Source organism: Hymenobacter sp. R533113, assembly GCF_056835965.1.
The window spans coordinates 65176-83091 of the sequence record NZ_JAKWBD010000001.1; the positions used below are offsets into that span (position 1 = coordinate 65176).

Here is a 17916-nt window from a genome sequence, read left to right on the forward strand (position 1 = left end):
CCTCCAACTCTCAACTGATCAGACATGAATATTTCAAAACTCGGACTTTGCGCGCTGGCTGGCTCTCTGCTGCTGACTACAGCCTGCGAAAAAGATCTGCTCGAACAAAATAATCCTAACATAGCCACTACCCAGTCGTTCTGGCAAACCAGCGACGATGCTATTAAAGGGGTAAACGCCGTCTATAGCGGTCTGCAGCAACTCGGCACTTACCGGCGCTGGATTCACTTTGCCTTTGACCTGCGCTCCGATGATGGCTTTAGCTCCAGCCCCTGGGGCGAGTTGGCTGACTTTACCAAGTTCAGACAGGTAAACTATGACTTCGAGCCCTCGCGTGATATCTGGCGCGACCATTACCGGGCCATAAACCGAGCTAATCAGGTTATTGCGTCGGTGCCGGGCATTACCATGAACGAAACCTTGAAAAAGCGGGTGATTGCGGAAGCCAAATTTCTGCGGGCGCTTTACTACTACAACCTTGTGTCTTTGTACGGTAACGTACCGCTGGCTCTGGAGCCAGCTACGGTAACGTATCGGCCTGCGCAGGGTACGGAAGCTCAGGTATGGGACCAGGTTATTGCCGATTTGCAGGCAGCCGAGCCTGACTTGGAGGTAGCTTATACCGGCAGTGATGTTGGGCGTGCTACCCGTGGGGCGGCGGCTACTTTATTGGGTAAAGTGTATATGCAGCTGCGGCGCTGGCCCGATGCATCCACTCAGTTCCAGAAGGTGCTAGCCAATACGAGCTACAGCCTGGTAGCTAATTATCAGGATAACTTTAAGCATACCACCGAATACAACTCGGAGTCGATTTTTGAAGTTGGCTTCTCCGACGTGAACCTGGGGGGCAATGATGGCGACGACGCTAGCTCATCAGAAGGTGGTCAACGCTCGCAGTTCTGGGGCGTGCCGGGCGACGGATTTACCGATGGAGAGGCGCGGCCCTGGGTGCGCGATGAGTTTCTGACAGAAGCAACGGCTGCTGGCACCCGCGACCCACGCCTCGGAGCGACCTTCTTTTATAATCCTCAGCTCACTCCAAATACTATTCCCCGTGGTGCCGAGCCCATGGTATATGGTGAGCCGTTCAATACCCGTTTTGCCCCCGGCAGCGGTAATAACTCCCGCATCTACTGGCGTAAGTACTCCACCGATTATTATCGGACTTTCGAAAACTTCGACTCACCCATCAATCACCGGGTGATGCGCCTCGCCGACGTGCTGCTGTTGCAAGCTGAAGCACTGAACGAGCAAGGGCAGACTGCCGCGGCTATTCCGCTAATCAATCGGGTGCGGGCACGGGCTGGCATGACGCCGCTGGTAGCAGGCAGCTTTACGCAGGCCACTTTGCGCACGCGCATCATGCACGAGCGGGTAACGGAACTGTCGGGTGAAGGCCTGCGCTGGTTTGACTTAAAGCGCTGGGGCGTGGTAGATCCGCAGCCGGGCATCGACCAAGCAGCGGCGCTTAATGCTGCCAGACAGCGCGACCCTGACTTTACCAGCTTCGAGCTGAATAAGTCACGCTTGATACCCATCCTCCGTACCGATGTCGACGTAGCTCGTCTCACGCAGAACCCAGGGTGGCAATAAACGCCAGCCTAGTCAAATGTAGCGTAACAGCCGCGCCGGCCCAGGTCGGGGCGGCTGTTTCGTTGCCGGGCCTGCCAGTTTGTTCACCGCGTACGTGGTTTTAGCGTATTACTAATACCAGTTACTAATTACTCAACTTATGCTTCCCACCCCGTTTCGCCGCCTTCTGAGTTGCATGTTGGTGTTGGGGCTGCTAGCCTGTGAAAAAGACAAGCCTCAGGCCGTCGTTCCGCAGCCTACTCCCAGCGTTGATGCCACTACTTTCCAAAATCCTGTACTTTCCTCCGGCCCCGACCCGTGGGTAACTGAGAAGGGCGGGTTTTATTACTACATGCACACCACGGGCAACAACCTGCGGTTGTGGAAAACGGCGAAGATGTCGGAGCTGGGCTCGGCGACGAGTAAGGTCATCTGGACGCCGTCGGCTAGCGGTGCGGCTTCGCGGGATATTTGGGCCCCCGAAATTCACTTTCTGGACGGCAAGTGGTACGTGTATTTCACAGCCGGCCCTGGTAACTGCTGCGGTGGGCAGCGGATGTGGGTATTGGAAAACGACGCGGCCGATCCTACCACGGGCACCTGGGTGGAAAAAGGCCAGATTGCGGTGCCCAATCAAGATTTGTGGGCCATTGATGCGACTATTCTGGAGCAAAACAACAAGCGCTACCTACTATGGTCGGGCCAGGAGGCTGGCTCGGTGGAGCAACGCCTGTACATTGCCCCAATGAGCAACCCCTGGACTATAAGCGGTCCACGGGCAGAGCTGAGCCGACCTGAGTACCCGTGGGAAAGAAACGGCGAACCAAAGGTGAACGAAGGCCCCCAGATACTGAAGCGCAACAACAAGACCTTCATCGTGTACTCGGCCAGCCACTGCAACACCGACGACTATGCCCTCGGCCTGCTCTCCACCAGCAGCACCGCCGACCCTATGATTCCCACTTCCTGGACGAAGTCGGCTACGCCCGTCTTTACCAAAGATCCAGCGGACCGGGCGTACGGACCGGGCCACAACAGCTTCTTTAAATCGAAAAACGGTCAGGAAGACTGGATTCTGTACCACGCCAACGCGGGGCCCAACCAGGGCTGCGGCGACGCCCGTAGTCCGCGCATGCAAAAGTTTACCTGGAACGCGGATGATACGCCCAACTTCGGAACCCCGGAGCCCATTGGGGTTCAGTTGCCGGAGCCAGGCGGCGAGTAATCCTGAAAAATGCCCCCCAGCGTGCCTCCACCCATTAAAGTACTTGTAGCTCTCTCCTTTATGACACTAGAAAAGCCTACAAACCTGGTTTTAGGTCTAGCCCTATGCTTGCTCGGTGCTTGCCAACAAACAGCGTCTACTGTTGTCAGCACCCCGACGGCCAACACAGCCGAAAACCTGGCCGAAGCCGATGTGCCCGCGTTGAACATCGTCAATCCAGTATTAGCCGGCGACTTTCCCGATCCATCGATTACGAAGGTCGGTGACACCTACTGGGCCACGGCTACTTCCTCCAACTGGGGGCCGGCATTTCCATTGCTAAAATCAACCAACCTAACGGATTGGGAGCTGGCGGGCCACGTATTTCCGAACGAGCTGCCAACCTGGGCCGACTATTATTTCTGGGCGCCGGAAATCAGTCAGGAAGGTAACAAGACCTACATTTATTACACGGCTCATAAGAAAAATGGTCCCCTGTCCGTGGGCATAGCCAGCGCCGACAGCCCGGAAGGTCCTTACCGCGACCACGGCCCCATCGTAGGGCAGGAGGCCGGCTCCATTGACGGCTTTCCCATGCGCGATGAGAAAGGCGAGCTGTATCTGATCTGGAAAGAGGACGGCAACAGCCGCAACTTACCGACGCCCATTTGGGCCCAACGCCTCAATGAAGAGCACACAGCGCTAATGGGCGAGAAAACGGAGCTGTTTCGTAACACGGCGCCCTGGGAAGGCAACCTGGTGGAGGGCGTAGCCATGGTGAAGCGCAACGACTATTACTACGCTTTCTATGCCGGCAATGGCTGCTGCGGGCACACTTGTACGTATGGAATTGGGGTAGCCAGGTCCAAGACTTTGCTGGGCCCTTGGGAGAAATATGACAAGAATCCCATTCTGACTAAAAACGAAAAGTGGGCTTGTCCGGGCCACGGCACCGTATTCAACCGCGGCGACCGCTGGTATATGCTGCACCACGCCTACGACACCGGCAGCTTCGAGTTTGTGGGCCGACAGGGCGTAATAAGCGAGTTCACGTGGACCGCTACTGGCTGGCCTGAATTCCGTAGGGATGAGAAAATGCCCCCCACGGCTGCGCCTATGGCCAAGGCTCGTAATCTGAACGACGAATTCGACAATACTACCTTGTTACCCACCTGGCAATGGCCCGTGGAAGAGCGTCCCACCGTGGCCGTGCGCGACGGCAAGCTGCAACTAACCGCCCGGCCGCAGCACAGCGGAGCCGTGCTCGGCCAGCACACAACCACCGCCAACTACACTGCTACAACTATATTGCTGAGCCCCAGTACTTTGCCTGCCGGCACGGTAGCTGGTATTGCTGCCCACGGTGACCCGGAAAATACGCTTGCCTTAACAACGGGCAGCGGAAAGCTGCAACTATGGCAATTGGAAAAGGGCAAGCAGAAGACGCTGAGTGAAGTAAAACTGCCCGCTGCCTCGGCTCTGACCTTGCGCATGCAGGCTCAGGGCGGTAACCAGTTCAGGTTTGATTGGAGCGTTGATGGCGGCAAAACCTGGCAGTCTATGCCGGGCATTGCGGGTGCCATCAACGGCACGTATTTGCCGCCCTGGGATCGGGGTGTTCGGGCGGGAGTATTGGCCAAAGGTCCGGCTACGGCCACCGCGGCCTTTGAAAATTTTACGCTGCAAAATCAACCCGCCATTGCCCAAGCTACTGACACTAGAGAAGCTAAGTAAAAGAGGCGCATTGCGTCGTTCTACGATGCTTCGCACTTGCTCCTATCTATCGGCAAGGCGTTCTGGCTACTCAAGATTTAGCAGCCAGTGATGCTTTGCAATTCGACACGGCTTAAGGGTTGCCAGATTACATAGTGCAGTTAATATACTTAGAGGCCAGCTTGGTATATAATTTCTTATTGTACTGATTTTGGTGCAATAGTAATCATACAGTCAAGACGCATAACAAGCAAGGCGCTTATTACGGGTTTACTTGTGATTCCACAATGATAAAAAAGCCCCCCAGATTCACGACTGGGGGGCTTTTTTGATACATGGTTATTTTGAAGCGACTACAACTCTAACCCGACTGCTGATCTGAAGGACTCCGCAATAGGTTTTTTGTTTTTGTACTTTGGTAAGATTAGGTAGGAGGGTTTGGTTTCATTTATAGTGTATTAGCTAGGTACTATGCTATTCAAAAAGCCGCAAATCCTGCAACTACGCGGTTTTAAGGTCGTCACTAACAAAAACTGCGTGGTTTTTGCGAAATTGTAGGCGTCTTATTATGGTCCTGATGGCGTGAGTATGAAGTATCTTGTCTTTGGCTGGCTTTGGGGTTGGTTTTGTTTGCTGATAATAGGGGAAGCGTGCCCGTGTGGGCGCAGCAAGCCAAGCCGCCAGTCGCAGCTGCGCCTCGGACGAAGGCAGGCAAGCTTTCACCGGAGCCAGCTCAGTATATTCTGGATGTGCAGGCCATGATGGCCAGCACCAACAACGTGGCGGCTAAAGCCTCCGCTGCCAGCTTGCAGCAGCTATGGGCCAGCAATAAGCTTACGGCTACTCACCAGGCCACGATTATCGCCGTTTCCCAGCAGATGCTGGAGAAGAAATATCGGCCCCGGCCGCACTTTGAGTCACTCTTTAACGCCGTGCTGGCGGGAGCAAGCCAAAACCTCTCCGACCAGCAGACGACTGAGCTACTTGGGGTAGTAGCCAAAGCGGTGGATAAAGAGGATTTGCTGACTACAGAGAAGTTTTTAGCCAGCACCACTCAGTTTTTGAACACCAAGACCCTGTACCGCTCGCGCTACAACAATCTGCGCGTGCTGGGGGGCAATTTTACCTTTGCCTACAATGAAAACGACAACCCACTGCCTGCGCCGCCCCGGCCCAAGCCGGTAGCCGCACCCGCGCCAGTGGTGAAAACAGAACCGCTGGCTGCCACTCCCGCCGCCAAGCCTGCTGCCAAGCCCAAGCCCGCAAAGAAGAAAAGCAATGACGGTTGGGACACTGCCGACCTCTGGGACTCCGGCAGCGATAATGGCTGGGGCAACGACGATGGCTGGGGCACGCCCAAGAAGAAAGCCCCGGCGAAAGCGCCCGCCAAAACCGCCTCCAAAACGCCGGCTAAAGCCGCGGTACCCATAAAAGCGCCCGAGCCGGCTCCAGAGCCCGTATTTGCCGATAACAGCTACGATACGTACATGGCTCCGCCCACGCGCGGCCCGGTGCTCATCATAAAGGAAGCCGACCTGCTGATGGCCACTCCCGGCGACAGCATTGTGCTGCGCAAAACCAGCGGCATTGTGGTGCCCGGTCGTAGCCGCTTTGTGGGGCAGGGCGGGCAGATGGCCTGGACCTTGAACAATAACCCCGTCACGGCTGACATGACCAGCTACGACTTCGATATTGCCAAGGCCGAGTTCACCGCCGAGCCCGTCACGCTGACGTACCCAGCGGTGCTGGAGGCACCCATTGAGGGAGCATTTTCTTATAAAAGCGTGAAGAAAAAGCCCGGCGCTACCGACTCAGGCTACCCGCGCTTCATCTCCCTTACCAATGATGCCCGCGTAAAAAACCTCGGCGATAATATTCGCTACGTGGGGGGCTTTTCGTTAGCTGGCAGCAAGATGCTCAGTGCTTCCCTCGACGGCAGCCTGTCGCGCATTACGGTGGAGGCTGACGGCAAAACCAAGTTTGCAGCCACGTCGCGCGCCTATGTGCTCGGCGACTCCATTATCACGGCAGCCCGCGCCGGCGTTACCATTTATCAGGATAAAGCGGATTCCCTGACGCATCCCGGCGTGAAGCTTAAGTACAGCAAGCGCGGGCAGGTGTTGCAGCTAAACCGGGAAGATGGCTTGTATAAAACCACGCCTTACTACGACTCCTATCATCAGATGGAAATCGCGACGGAGCTGCTCACTTGGCCTATTCGCACGCCGCTGATCGACTTTTCCATGCTGACTGCCAAGAACCAGGTAACGGCCAGCTTCGAGTCGAAAGAGTTCTACACCAACACCCGCTACCAGCAAATCAAGGCCATTAACAAGCTTCACCCTCTACAGATGGTGGTGGGCTACAGTCAGACCCACGGCGATGCCAAAACCTTCACGGTAGCGCAGATGGCCGCCGATTTGAAAGTAAAGGAAGCCAACGTGCGCTCCGCCGTGTCCGGCCTCGCCCGCGACGGCTACGTGGCCTGGAATGCCACCACCGACGAAGTAACCCTGCTGCCCAAAGCCAGCCACTATGTGCGCTCGTCGCGGGGCAAAAAAGATTACGACCACATTGCTATCAAGTCGTTGTCGCCGAGCGGCAAGAATGCGACGCTCGACCTGAACAGTAACGACCTGATTGTGCGCGGCGTGGACCGCTTCAACTTCTCCGACGACTCCATAACGGTGTACGTAAAGCCCGACAGCAGCACGATTCGCATTCAGAAGAATCGCGGCGTGTTGTTCAACGGTACCGTGGTGGCCTCGGCGTTTATCTTCAAAGGCAAAGAGTTTAAGTTCGACTACGACGGCTTTTTCATTGATCTGGTGAAGATTGACTCCATCATCGTAAAGGGCAAAAACTCGAAAGGCTCCGTGATGAAGACGCGCAAGGACACCGACTTCGCCTTGACCAACAAGAAGAAAAGCTCGTCGGGAAAGCTCTACATCAACGACCCTAAGAACAAATCGGGCCGCAAGAGGCTGGGCGCGTATCCTTCCTTCGACGCTTCCACGGGAGCCTACGTGTTCTTTAACAAGCCCGAAGTATTGGGCGGCGCCTACGACACAGCCGTGTACTTCGATATTCCGCCCTTCCGCCTCGACTCGCTGAATAACAAGAACCGCTCGGCGGTCGGGTTTAAGGGCACCTTTATGTCGGGGGGCATTTTGCCGCCTATCAAGACCAAGCTTAGCTTGCAGGAAGACGGCTCGTTGGGCTTCAACTATAGCGCGCCCAAAGAAGGCTTGCCGGTATACGGCGGCAAAGGTCGTCTGTACAATAAAGTGCAGATGAGCAACCGTGGTATTCAGGGCAACGGCGAGCTGACTTATCTCGTGGGCAAGCTTCAAAGCGAGCAGTTTATCTTTTATCAGGACTCCGTCGTGACCTCGGGTAAGTCGGGGAATATCGCGCAGGGGCCGCTGAATGGAGTGAATTATGCCAACGTGGCGCTGTTGCCGGGCTATGAGATGAAGTGGGTAGTAAAAGCCGATTCCATGTACATCAGCACCCCGCGCGACGGCATGGCTATGAAGTTCTACGCCGGCGACTACGGCTTTAAGGGCACGACTATACTTACGCCTGGGGGGCTTTATGGCAACGGCGGTATGGACGGGCCGCAGTCATTTATTCGCTCGCAGCAGTTTACCTTTTTGCCTACCAGCTACAAGGGCAAAAAATCGACACTCAGCATTAAATCATCGGAAGCCAATAAGCCCGCGCTGACTGCCAACGAGGTAGCGTTCGACTACGACATCAAGCAAGGCTACGCCAACTTCACCCGCGAAGAAGGCAGCAAAGCCAGCATCGATTTGCCATACTCCGATTTCAAAACCACGCTGAGCGGTGGCCGCTGGGACTTCAAGAAGAAGTTGGTGCAGATGCGCGTTGCGCCCGGCGCCGATTCTACGAAATCATTCTTCTTCTCCACTAAACCAGAGCAGAAAGGGCTGAAGTTTAGAGGCACAACGGGCCAGTATGACCTGAGCCGCTACCGCCTGGTAGCGGGTGGTGTACCCTACATTGCCGCCGCCGACGCCTGGATTACGCCCGACAGCAGCAAAGTATATGTGCTGGGCAGCGGCCAGATGCGTTCCTTCCAGAATGCCGGCATCGTGATGGATACGCTGAGCAAATTTCACGAACTGTACAAAGGCCAAATAGAAATTAAGTCGCGCACGTCCTTCACAGGCAATGCTTTGTACAGCTACCAGAATGCTACGGCCGACTCGTTTGCCATCAAATTTGCCAATTTCGCCGTCGATTCGGTGGCCGTGAAGGGTAGCTTGGCTAGTGCTGGCAAAGGCAGCGGCAAAGGGTTGCTGGGGGGCAAAAAAGAGAACATCATGAGCCCCTTGTCGCCGCCTACGGTGGCGGTAGCGAATATTCAGGCCGCCGAAAAATTCCGGCTGGCACCGCGGGTACCTTATCGGGGTAATGTGCGCCTGAACTCCCAGCGGCGCGGCTTCATCTTCGATGGGCAGGCCCGCCTTGACTTCAGCTCACAGCCGTCGGCGAGCGGCTGGTTTGCCGTGCAGGACAGCATCGACCCCAAGGACATGCGCATCAAGGTGCAGGATTTGACGTCGGAAGATGGCGTGCCTATGCTCACGGGCCTGTTTATGTCGGGAAGCACGGCCAAAGTGTATCCGCTTTTCGTGGCCGTAAAGCCCGACGTAACCGACCTGAACATCTTTAGGGTGGACGGCACCATGCGCTTCGACGCCAAGAAGCGCAACTTTACCATTGCCCGCCACGACCCCAGCGACATCAACATCTATGAAGGTCAGGTATTAAGGCTGGACGACTCCACGGGCGTAATGAATTTCCGGGGTAAGATGGAACTCATAGCTTCCAACAAGGACTACTCGCTAACCGCCGCCGCCGTAGGTCGGGCCAAGCCCGATAGCAACCGCTACGAGCTGGACACCTTCATGGCATTTGATATTAACATGCCCGAAAAAGCCATTGAGGCAATGGCAGCCGACATAGCCGGTAGCATTAAAGGTGCTCCTGAGGCACTGGACGGCTCGCAGAATGAGCTGTATAAGCTGGGCGAGTTCATTGGCAGCAAAGCAGTGCAGGGCTACGCGGCCCGCAAAGGCAGCTATGTGCCCCTGCAAAAGCTGTCTTCCAAATTCCTGCATACACTGGTGCTGAGCAAGGTGAACCTGGAGTGGTCGGAGAAGAAAAAGGCCTGGTACTCGGTGGGCAAAATCGGTCTGGCGAGCGTCGGCAAAAAAGACCTGAACGCCCTGATTGATGGCTACATCGAAGTAAAGCGCGAGAGTGCCGGCGACGCGGTTGAAATCTATCTGGAAGCCGAGCCCCGCACCTGGTACTACATCAAGTACACCAACAACGTGGTGCTGGCCAAAGCCCAGCACGGCTCTTTCGACGAGATTATCAGCCTCAAAGCCAAGGGCGACTACAATACGGCCACCCAATACGGCTTCTACCTCGGCGACGACCAGGAGGTGCAGCTCTTCCTCGACCATTTCCGCAAGGATTATCTGGGCGAAGACCTAAAGAAGCGCAAAGCAGCCCCCATCGTAAGCGGCAACGACGACACCGGCAACTTCGATAACATGGTGGACAGCGGCAAAAAGAAGAAAAAGAAAAAGCAGGAAGCCGTAGTTGACGAAGGCACCACGCCCGCCCCCGACGCGCCGGTAGAAGAGCCCAGCCGCAAGAAGAAAAAGAAGGACGAAGCCGTAGACCAGGCCGCCCCACCCGCCGACGCCCCGGCTCCGGTGGAGGAACCCAAAAAGGAGAAGGAAAAAAAGAAGAAGAAAAAGGCTGACGAGGAAGACCCCTTCGGTGGCTCGTAAAGGCTTCACGTATAAAAAAGCCCCCCAGAGAATTTCTGGGGGGCTTTTTTATATGTGAAGCCGTTCTAGGTGGTCGGTAAAGTGTGTCGTGGTACCCATTATGACGGCCTTTTTAGGTAATCTCATGTAGCAGGCGTTACCACTTGCGTATAAGGGTGGAGTCAACTTCTATCTTTGAGCAACTCCGCCCTTTCTGCCCTTCCGCCCTATGAACATTGCTACCGTGCTTGGCCTCCTTGTGGCCGCTTACCTTGTCGGCTCCATTCCCACGGCTTTGTGGGTAGGAAAGTGGTTTTTCGGGCTCGATATCCGGGAGCACGGCAGCGGTAATTCGGGGGCTACCAATACCTTCCGCGTGCTGGGCAAGCGCCCCGGCTCCGTAGTAATGGCCATTGATGTATTCAAGGGCTGGGCGGCTACGTCGCTGGCCACGGTGATGCTCAATCAGGGAGCCATTCAGGCCGGGCACCTGCTGTACTTTCAGCTGGCGTGCGGTGTGCTGGCCGTGGTGGGTCACATCTACCCCATCTACGCGGGCTTTCGGGGCGGTAAGGGCGTGGCCACGGTGCTGGGCATGATGCTGGCCATTGCGCCGGGCACGGTAGGCGTGTGCATTCTGGTGTTCTTGGCCGTGCTGCTGCTCTCCCGCTACGTGTCGCTATCCTCTATGGCGGCGGGCGTGGCCTTTGCCTTGCTGCAGCTGCTTCCCCCGTTTCGCCCGGATAACTCGCTGCTACTCGTGTTTGGCTTCGTGCTGGCCGGGCTCCTAATTTATACTCACCGGGCTAATATCGGGCGGCTCAAAGCCGGGACGGAGAGCCGGGTGCCACTGTTTGGGCGGAAGTAGAAGAACAAAAACACTTTGTGTTATGAAGATTTTCTGGAAGTGTTGTAAGGAGTATAATGATGCTAAAGATTATTCTGGCGTCATCTATCTACATGAGTGGAATAGTAAACCTTTTTACTGGGGCAAAGCTCATAACAGCTTCTTTGGAGGCAACCGACGCCTCAGAAATGGCGTGAATTCATGCGGGCGCTATAACTCAGGCTATAAGCATTGGATTGAAGGATGCTTACGACATGGCGGGCTCTTGTATATAGGCATCCTCACCGCTGAAGCTCTACCATTGATCAATGAAATCGAGAATTTTCTCATTGATAGCTATCCATCTGAGATGAATCGTAAGTTACCAATACTCCGACCTGCTTTACAATTAGAGCATGAAGGCGATGTTCCGGTATCAATAAGGCAGATAGTGAGTTTTTCAATATAGAGTAAGATTTCCCCACAGTCGAGCGACGACAAAGACTCCTCCGCAGCCGCTCGGCTGCGCCGAGTGACGACGCCTACGCCGGAGCGGCTGTGCCGCGAGCATCCCGCGCCGGTCGCCCAACTATCAACCAGTCAAAGCAGATGCACACAGCACAGCTGCTTGAGCATAAAAGTCACGCGGCGCAGCCGAGCGACTGCAAAGAAAGTTTACTCTATTTGCCCAAGGGCGCTACCACCAATAACCCACATAGAACCAAGCTTAGAAAAACTATCGCCCCAACTCCTATTTGTTGGCGCGCAGTATTATTGGCTTCTACCGGATTCAGGAAAGGCAGGGCAGCATATAATAATGATGGCATCACAACAAGGCCAATAAGCATGTACTTACTACCGAAAGTATCTGCTCCGCCGCGCGAGAAATGTACGGGAATCTGCATGGGTAAGGCATTCCATTGCCACAGAAGACATCCAATAGGCATGAGAATAAGAGCGAACAGAAGCGCTTTTTTACCCGTCACTTGAGCAGGGGTCTTTAGAATGTTCATAATTAGATTATCAGGTTATATTTCCTGAGTTGGATATATCAAGGTAGGTAAAAGTCAACTCTTTAGCTTCGGAATAATGGCGCTCTGCCTGGTTGTCCTAAGTAGGCTTACGCTAGTTATCGAGAAAATTGTGCAAGCGTACCGTAGCAGTCAGCGTAAGGGGAGGAGATAAGCTGGAGTTAAGCAGAAATGCTGTTTATTGGTAATTACAACTATTATCGTGCAACGACGGGCGCGTACAACGTGCCCCTACTACCTTCGCATTCCCAATCAACCTCACCGCCCTATGCCCACGTACCTCGACCAAAACAAAGACCGTTTCCTCGCTGAGCTGCTCGACTGGCTCCGTATTCCCTCCGTTTCCGCCGACCCCAAGTTTCAGGGCGACGTGCTGAAGGCCGCTGATTTTCTCAAAACCCGCCTCGAAGAAGCTGGCGTAGAAAACGTGGAGCTGTGCCAGACCGCCGGATATCCCATCGTGTACGGCGACAAAATCATTGACCCCAGCCTGCCCACGGTGCTCGTGTACGGCCACTATGATGTGCAGCCCGCCGACCCGTACGAGCTGTGGACGTCGCCGCCGTTTGAGCCGGTAATTAAGGACGAAAAGATCTACGCTCGCGGGGCCTGCGACGACAAAGGCCAGGTGTACATGCATGTGAAGGCCTTCGAGATGATGAGCCAAGAAGGCGGCGTGCCCTGCAACGTCAAGTTTATGATTGAGGGCGAGGAAGAAGTAGGCTCCAACAACCTCGGTATCTTCGTGAAAGCCAACAAGGAAAAGCTGAAGGCCGATGTTATCTTGATTTCGGATACCGGCATGCTGTCCAACGACGTGCCCAGCATTGAGGTAGGCTTGCGTGGCCTGAGCTACCACGAAGTGGAAGTAACCGGTCCTAACCGCGACCTGCACTCGGGTATTTACGGCGGCGCGGTGCCGAACCCCATCAACGTGCTGTGCAAGATGATTGCCAGCCTGCACGACGAGCACAACCACATCACCATCGCCGGCTTCTACGACAACGTAGACGAGCTAAGCGCCGCGGAGCGCGCCGAGATGGCCAAGGCCCCGCACTCCGACGAAGATTTCAAGCAAAGTATCGGCCTGAAAGACATCCACGGCGAGCAGGGCTTCAGCACCATCGAGCGCACCAGCATCCGCCCCACGCTGGACGTGAACGGCATCTGGGGTGGCTACACGGGCGAGGGCGCCAAAACGGTGATTGCCTCCAAGGCCTACGCCAAAATCTCGATGCGCCTGGTGCCTCACCAGACTTCAGCCGAAATTACCCAGAAATTCCAGGAGCACTTCACGAAAATTGCCCCCCAGGGTGTCACGGTGAAGGTAACGCCGCACCACGGCGGCGAGCCCGTCGTGACGCCGACCAATTCCGTAGCGTATCAGGCGGCGGCCCAGGCCATTGAAACGACTTACGGCAAAAAGCCGGTGCCCACGCGCGGCGGCGGCTCTATCCCGATTGTGGCCATGTTCAAATCGGAGCTGGGCCTGGATACGGTGCTGCTCGGCTTCGGCCTGGATTCCGACGCCATTCACTCGCCGAATGAGCATTTTGGGGTCTTTAATTTCTTCAAAGGCATCGAAACCATTCCGCACTTCTACCGCAACTACGCGGCAGCCAGCAAGTAGCTTGTTCTACGATAGTGGTACTACGAGGCCCTGCGGGCGACTCGTAGTACCACAAAAAGCCCCTCAACACATGTATTGGGGGGCTTTTTGCTTTATTTCTTCTTATTAAAGAATCGATACGCGACATAAAACTGAAGCGCACCATTTCGAGCCTGGAGCTGCTGTATTTCATTCTCCGAAAACTGCACGGCCTTAAAAATATTGCTGAGGCCACCCAGGTAGCGCCAGCCCGCGCTGAGTCCCCCCGGATCCTGGTAGCCAAAGCCGAAGGCATAGCCATACTCCAGCTGACGAAAGGGGCCTTTTTCTAAGCTGAACTCCTCTACATTATCCAGATTGCTCTTCACTGACAGCAGACGCCCCATCTGCGGGCCGGCTTCAAAGAAGATATCGGTGGTAGTGTAGCGCAAGAGCACCAGGCCATCCAAGTAGCGCAGCTCCGATAAAATGTTCGGGCCGTAGGCCAGCGACTTGTCGCCTTTTATCGTGTACAGCCCTTCCGTCTGCAACGAAAAACGCTCCCCAACGCTCAAATTCAATGTAGCGCCACCGTGGTAGCCCACCCGGAACTTGCTGTCCTCCACATCCCGGCCCACGCCGCTGCTCAAATTGCCCCCCACCTTAATACCCGGCCGCAGGCGCACGAGCTGGGCGTGGCTAGTGGTGCTGGCTATGAGCAGCAGTAAGAAGCCTAAAAATGTCTTTATCATGTAGATGTCGAGGGCGAAAGACTACTAACGAAGTCATCAGTCAAAAGTAGCTACAGATGCTGAGGCTTTTTTCCAGGACTACTATCATAGTAAAAAGCCCGTCTTCCAAGGTGGAAAACGGGCTTTTCCAGTTTTTGCGAGCCCTAGTTTTTACTTAGCACCAAAAGTATAGCCCGCGAAAACCTGGAAAACAGAATGGTAACCTATTAACCGCGCCGAATTTGGGGGCGGGAACGGTTGAAAAATATTGCGTAAGCTTCTATTATAGCGGGCTGTTAAATTAAAGTGTTTAGAGACCCGGCAACCTAGCCCGGCTGCAACTCCTACATCAAGGCGATTATAAACCTCGTAGTCATAATTATTGGTAATCAGTATACCTATTTGCGGGCCAGCTTCGATAAAAAAACGTTTGATATTTAGTTGCGCTAGCACAGGAAGGTTAAGATAATTAATAGGTTCACGGTAGCCTCTGCCAAGACTTATTCCGAAGCCGCCACCACCACCAGAATAATACTGGAAGCCCTGCATAGAATAAAGCAGTTCTGGTTGCACTGAGAAGCGGTCTGATAGAGCAACGTTTAGAGTAATACCACCTGCCGCGCCCAGAATGGCGTACTGATCGGTGGGAGTAGTGCCAACGACAGTGGCTAAGTTGGCACCAGCTTTCAATCCAAGCTTTACGCCTTGCGCACGGCTAAAGGATGTAACAGTAACGGTTAGTAAGAAAAGAAGAACTAGCCTTGTCATTAGTTAGAAGAAGTTGGATTGTAGCACATGTTTGATTTCAAATATCGTTTCAGGACTGTAGAGTATAAACTATGCCACTTCTTCGTGAAAAAGCCCCCCAGCCTATCAAATAGATAGACCGGGGGGCTTTTTCGCACGGTTACTTACTCTAACTACCGGCTCGGAATCAAATAGCAGAGCGACCCCTGAACCACCTGATTGCGGGCGTTGCGCAGTTCTTCATCGCGGTAGTCACCGTTGGCAAAACCGGTGAAGGAGCCGTTGTAGGCCCCGCAAAAAGGAACTATCCGAGTTTTCAACTGCACAAAAAAGCGGGCTGCCATACCATGGCAACCCGCTTTTAAGAAGCTGAACAGCAACTACCTATTTTGTCGGAATCAGATACCCCAACTGTAAGGTGAAAGCATTGTTAAATGCTTTCGGCTCGTTGTCCTGATTCTTGGTGTCGATCAGCGAATTGAAGCCACGAGCATAACGTAGCCCCAAGCTTAGCCCGCCTTCCGTCATGTATCCGAGGCCGGCTACACCACTGATGTCGAACTGCGCCAAGTCAGACTTGTAGGCGTCGTCACGGCTGACGCCGGTGTAATCGCGGAAGCCTGAGTTGTCTTCAACTTTGTCCTTATCGCCGTTAGTATACTTGGTGGTTGTCTGGCTTTTGCTCTTAGAGCCGAACAAGTAGCTCACTTGCGGGCCAAGCTCAAAGAAAAGCCCCCCAGCGTTGATTTTAGCCAGCAAAGGCGCATCGATGTAGTGTAGTACGCGCTGCTGCTCCACTTCGAGCTTGTCGATCCCGGCTCCTGCGTTGCTTTGCGTAGAGCTAATTTCGTAGCCTTTACGGTTGTATAGCACTTCGGGAGCGAAGGAGAAGAAGCCATCGGAGCTAAGCGGAATGGTGAGTGCTACACCAGCATTATAGCCCAGTTTGTAATCGCCAAAATCGCCGCTATATCCTGCGCCGGTGATCTGCTCTACGTTGTCACCGCTGATGTTCGAGTAAGTGGCACCGGCTTTTAAGCCAATGCGAAAGCCGCCCGGGTCCTGAGCTTGGGCGACGGAGGCCGTCAGAAGGCCTAGAGCCAGTACTGCAAACTTTTTCATAAAAATGAATAAATGGTTTTGTAAAACATTGTAAATCTGGTGTTAATGCCAGAACGACAAACAATTGTCAGGCCCTCATATCGTAAAAGCGAGTATAAAAGTTGCGGCCCAGGTTGTAATTAATGTTAGTTTAATAACAGCGAAAACCTATTCTTAGCGCTTGTGTTTCCGACAAGTGCAATAAGGTCAGTTGCTTACTCGCTTGCTGGTCGTGGCCTTGTTTCCCAAACGCGGTGCCATAGGTTTTGCTAATTTTGAGTCGCGACACGCTGCTCTATGGTTATTTTTGGTCGGTTGAATTGGGGCCGTATTGTATTAGCTGCTTTTGCTGGACTCAACTTATTGGGCCAGTCAGTGCAAGCTCAAGGCACAGATGCCGCGGGGGCGCCACGCGGGCCGCTGGTGTTGGGCGCTTACGTGCAGGGCGGGTTTATTATTGCCCATACGCCGCGGGTAGTGCACCTTGTGCAGGCGCACCCAACGGGTTTTGAGTTGAACTGGCAGCGCCAAACCACCGGAAATGCCCCCTGGCACGCGTGGTATCGCTATCCGAAAGTGGGCGTGGCCTTTACCTACTACGACTACCACAATCCGGTGCTGGGCAAGTCGTACGCCGCTACCGTGTACCTGAACAAGGCGTTTCTGCGCACGGTGCGCCATGAGCTGAACCTGCGAATGGGCACGGGCCTGGGTTACTTTCCCGTGCGCTTCGACCAGGAAACCAACCACAAAAACCTGATTGTCAGCTCGCGCCTGAACGCGACCTTGCAGCTGCGAGCCGAGTACGATGTGGCCATTTCAGAGCATCTGGGCTTATTGCTGGGCGTGGGACTCAATCATTATTCCAACGGTGCTACCACCAAGCCCAATTTGGGCATTAATATCCCGACAGTAGTGCTGGGCTTGAACTATCATCAGCAGCGCCCGTTTCGGCCGGTGGCTGCGGTGCCGGGCTACACGCCGGAGAATATTGGCCGGAATTTCCTCAACCTAAGTAGCACGCTCGGCTACAAGCAGCGCAACGAATCGAGCCGGCAGAAGTACCTGGTAAACTCCCTGACGGTGGTTGCCGGCCGGCGTATTAATCGCAAAAGCAACCTCGTGGCCGGCGTAGAAGGCTTCTACGACCGTGGCCTGCTGGCCGAACAGCGCGATACTATTCGCAATGGGGAAGCCCTTATTGACGTGAAAAAAGCCGGGGTCCTTGTGGGTCATGAGTTGCTGTTTGGGCGTATGTCCGTAGTTACGCACCTAGGCATTTACGTGTATAATCCCTACAAATCGAACAGCTTTTACTACGAGCGCATTGGCTTGAAATACCACGTCACGGAGCGCCTTTTTGGCTCCATTGACTTGAAAGTGCACCGCGGCGCTGCCGATGTAATTGAGTGGCGGGTGGGAATGAAGCTCTAGGTAATTCAGCCATTACGGCGCTTTACGCGAGGTTGACCCGATAAAAAAGCCCCCCAGCGGCGCTCCAGGCCAGCAGCGCCACTCATCAGCCTAAGCCGTTACTTCGGCTGGTTATTCCTACGCTTCAGTATCTTTTCTGGCACACGCAGCCTGATT

13 protein-coding genes are annotated in these 17916 nt (G+C 54.5%); 8 read left to right on the top strand and 5 right to left on the bottom strand.

Translation table 11 applies throughout. The annotated features are described in order from the left end of the window. Positions 1–24: 24 nt before the first annotated feature. From MKZ35_RS00255 to MKZ35_RS00280, 6 genes are all read left to right on the top strand, one after another. Complete coding sequence (locus MKZ35_RS00255) at positions 25–1593, top strand: RagB/SusD family nutrient uptake outer membrane protein (protein WP_482511233.1); 1569 nt, start codon at positions 25–27, stop codon at positions 1591–1593. 139 nt (positions 1594–1732) lie between these two features. After that, positions 1733–2797 (top strand): glycoside hydrolase family 43 protein, encoded by a 1065-nt coding sequence (locus MKZ35_RS00260; RefSeq protein WP_482511234.1) that lies wholly within the window; start codon positions 1733–1735, stop codon positions 2795–2797. Positions 2798–2905: 108 nt separating this feature from the next. After that, positions 2906–4510, top strand: a complete 1605-nt coding sequence (locus MKZ35_RS00265; protein ID WP_482511235.1) for a family 43 glycosylhydrolase — start codon at positions 2906–2908, stop codon at positions 4508–4510. Between the two features lie 629 nt (positions 4511–5139). Further along, complete coding sequence (locus tag MKZ35_RS00270; protein ID WP_482511236.1) at positions 5140–10323, top strand: hypothetical protein; 5184 nt, start codon at positions 5140–5142, stop codon at positions 10321–10323. 208 nt (positions 10324–10531) lie between these two features. Continuing rightward, positions 10532–11170, top strand: coding sequence for a glycerol-3-phosphate 1-O-acyltransferase PlsY (gene plsY / locus MKZ35_RS00275; RefSeq protein ID WP_482511237.1), 639 nt, complete (start codon positions 10532–10534; stop codon positions 11168–11170). 22 nt (positions 11171–11192) lie between these two features. Continuing rightward, on the top strand, positions 11193–11597 hold the full coding sequence (locus MKZ35_RS00280) for a hypothetical protein (protein WP_482511238.1): 405 nt from the start codon (positions 11193–11195) through the stop codon (positions 11595–11597). 211 nt (positions 11598–11808) lie between these two features. Here the strand turns inward: MKZ35_RS00280 and MKZ35_RS00285 are convergent, their stop codons facing one another. After that, positions 11809–12141, bottom strand: coding sequence for a DUF1648 domain-containing protein (locus MKZ35_RS00285; protein ID WP_482511239.1), 333 nt, complete (start codon positions 12139–12141; stop codon positions 11809–11811). 286 nt (positions 12142–12427) lie between these two features. Between MKZ35_RS00285 and MKZ35_RS00290 the strand changes: the two genes are divergently transcribed. After that, positions 12428–13789 carry a dipeptidase gene (locus MKZ35_RS00290; RefSeq protein WP_482511240.1) on the top strand — a complete coding sequence of 454 codons (1362 nt, stop codon included), beginning with the start codon at positions 12428–12430 and terminating at the stop codon, positions 13787–13789. A gap of 92 nt (positions 13790–13881) precedes the next feature. On the opposite strand, the gene MKZ35_RS00295 is transcribed toward MKZ35_RS00290, so the two are convergent. From MKZ35_RS00295 to MKZ35_RS00310, 4 genes are all read right to left on the bottom strand, one after another. Continuing rightward, positions 13882–14499 (bottom strand): porin family protein, encoded by a 618-nt coding sequence (locus MKZ35_RS00295; RefSeq protein WP_482511241.1) that lies wholly within the window; start codon positions 14497–14499, stop codon positions 13882–13884. Between the two features lie 150 nt (positions 14500–14649). Beyond that, positions 14650–15246 carry a porin family protein gene (locus tag MKZ35_RS00300; protein ID WP_482511242.1) on the bottom strand — a complete coding sequence of 199 codons (597 nt, stop codon included), beginning with the start codon at positions 15244–15246 and terminating at the stop codon, positions 14650–14652. A 152-nt stretch (positions 15247–15398) separates the two neighbouring features. Beyond that, the gene (locus tag MKZ35_RS00305; RefSeq protein WP_482511243.1) at positions 15399–15569 is read right to left on the bottom strand and encodes a hypothetical protein; all 171 of its coding nucleotides are present in this window, start codon (positions 15567–15569) and stop codon (positions 15399–15401) included. Between the two features lie 40 nt (positions 15570–15609). Beyond that, a complete protein-coding gene (locus tag MKZ35_RS00310) occupies positions 15610–16347 on the bottom strand; it encodes a porin family protein (RefSeq protein WP_482511244.1) in 738 nt (245 codons plus the stop codon). A gap of 354 nt (positions 16348–16701) precedes the next feature. Here MKZ35_RS00310 and MKZ35_RS00315 point away from each other — a divergent pair, with 354 nt between their 5' ends. After that, the gene (locus tag MKZ35_RS00315) at positions 16702–17760 is read left to right on the top strand and encodes an acyloxyacyl hydrolase (RefSeq protein ID WP_482511245.1); all 1059 of its coding nucleotides are present in this window, start codon (positions 16702–16704) and stop codon (positions 17758–17760) included. Positions 17761–17916: the final 156 nt, after the last annotated feature.

Bases quoted from the DNA above. Each gene is read 5' to 3' on its own strand.
- MKZ35_RS00255 (WP_482511233.1), top strand. From the start codon at position 25: ATGAATATTTCAAAACTCGGACTTTGCGCGCTGGCTGGCTCTCTGCTG.
- MKZ35_RS00260 (WP_482511234.1), top strand. From the start codon at position 1,733: ATGCTTCCCACCCCGTTTCGCCGCCTTCTGAGTTGCATGTTGGTGTTG.
- plsY (WP_482511237.1), top strand. From the start codon at position 10,532: ATGAACATTGCTACCGTGCTTGGCCTCCTTGTGGCCGCTTACCTTGTC.
- MKZ35_RS00280 (WP_482511238.1), top strand. From the start codon at position 11,193: ATGAAGATTTTCTGGAAGTGTTGTAAGGAGTATAATGATGCTAAAGAT.
- MKZ35_RS00285 (WP_482511239.1), bottom strand. From the start codon at position 12,141: ATGAACATTCTAAAGACCCCTGCTCAAGTGACGGGTAAAAAAGCGCTT.
- MKZ35_RS00290 (WP_482511240.1), top strand. From the start codon at position 12,428: ATGCCCACGTACCTCGACCAAAACAAAGACCGTTTCCTCGCTGAGCTG.
- MKZ35_RS00295 (WP_482511241.1), bottom strand. From the start codon at position 14,499: ATGATAAAGACATTTTTAGGCTTCTTACTGCTGCTCATAGCCAGCACC.
- MKZ35_RS00300 (WP_482511242.1), bottom strand. From the start codon at position 15,246: ATGACAAGGCTAGTTCTTCTTTTCTTACTAACCGTTACTGTTACATCC.
- MKZ35_RS00305 (WP_482511243.1), bottom strand. From the start codon at position 15,569: ATGGCAGCCCGCTTTTTTGTGCAGTTGAAAACTCGGATAGTTCCTTTT.
- MKZ35_RS00310 (WP_482511244.1), bottom strand. From the start codon at position 16,347: ATGAAAAAGTTTGCAGTACTGGCTCTAGGCCTTCTGACGGCCTCCGTC.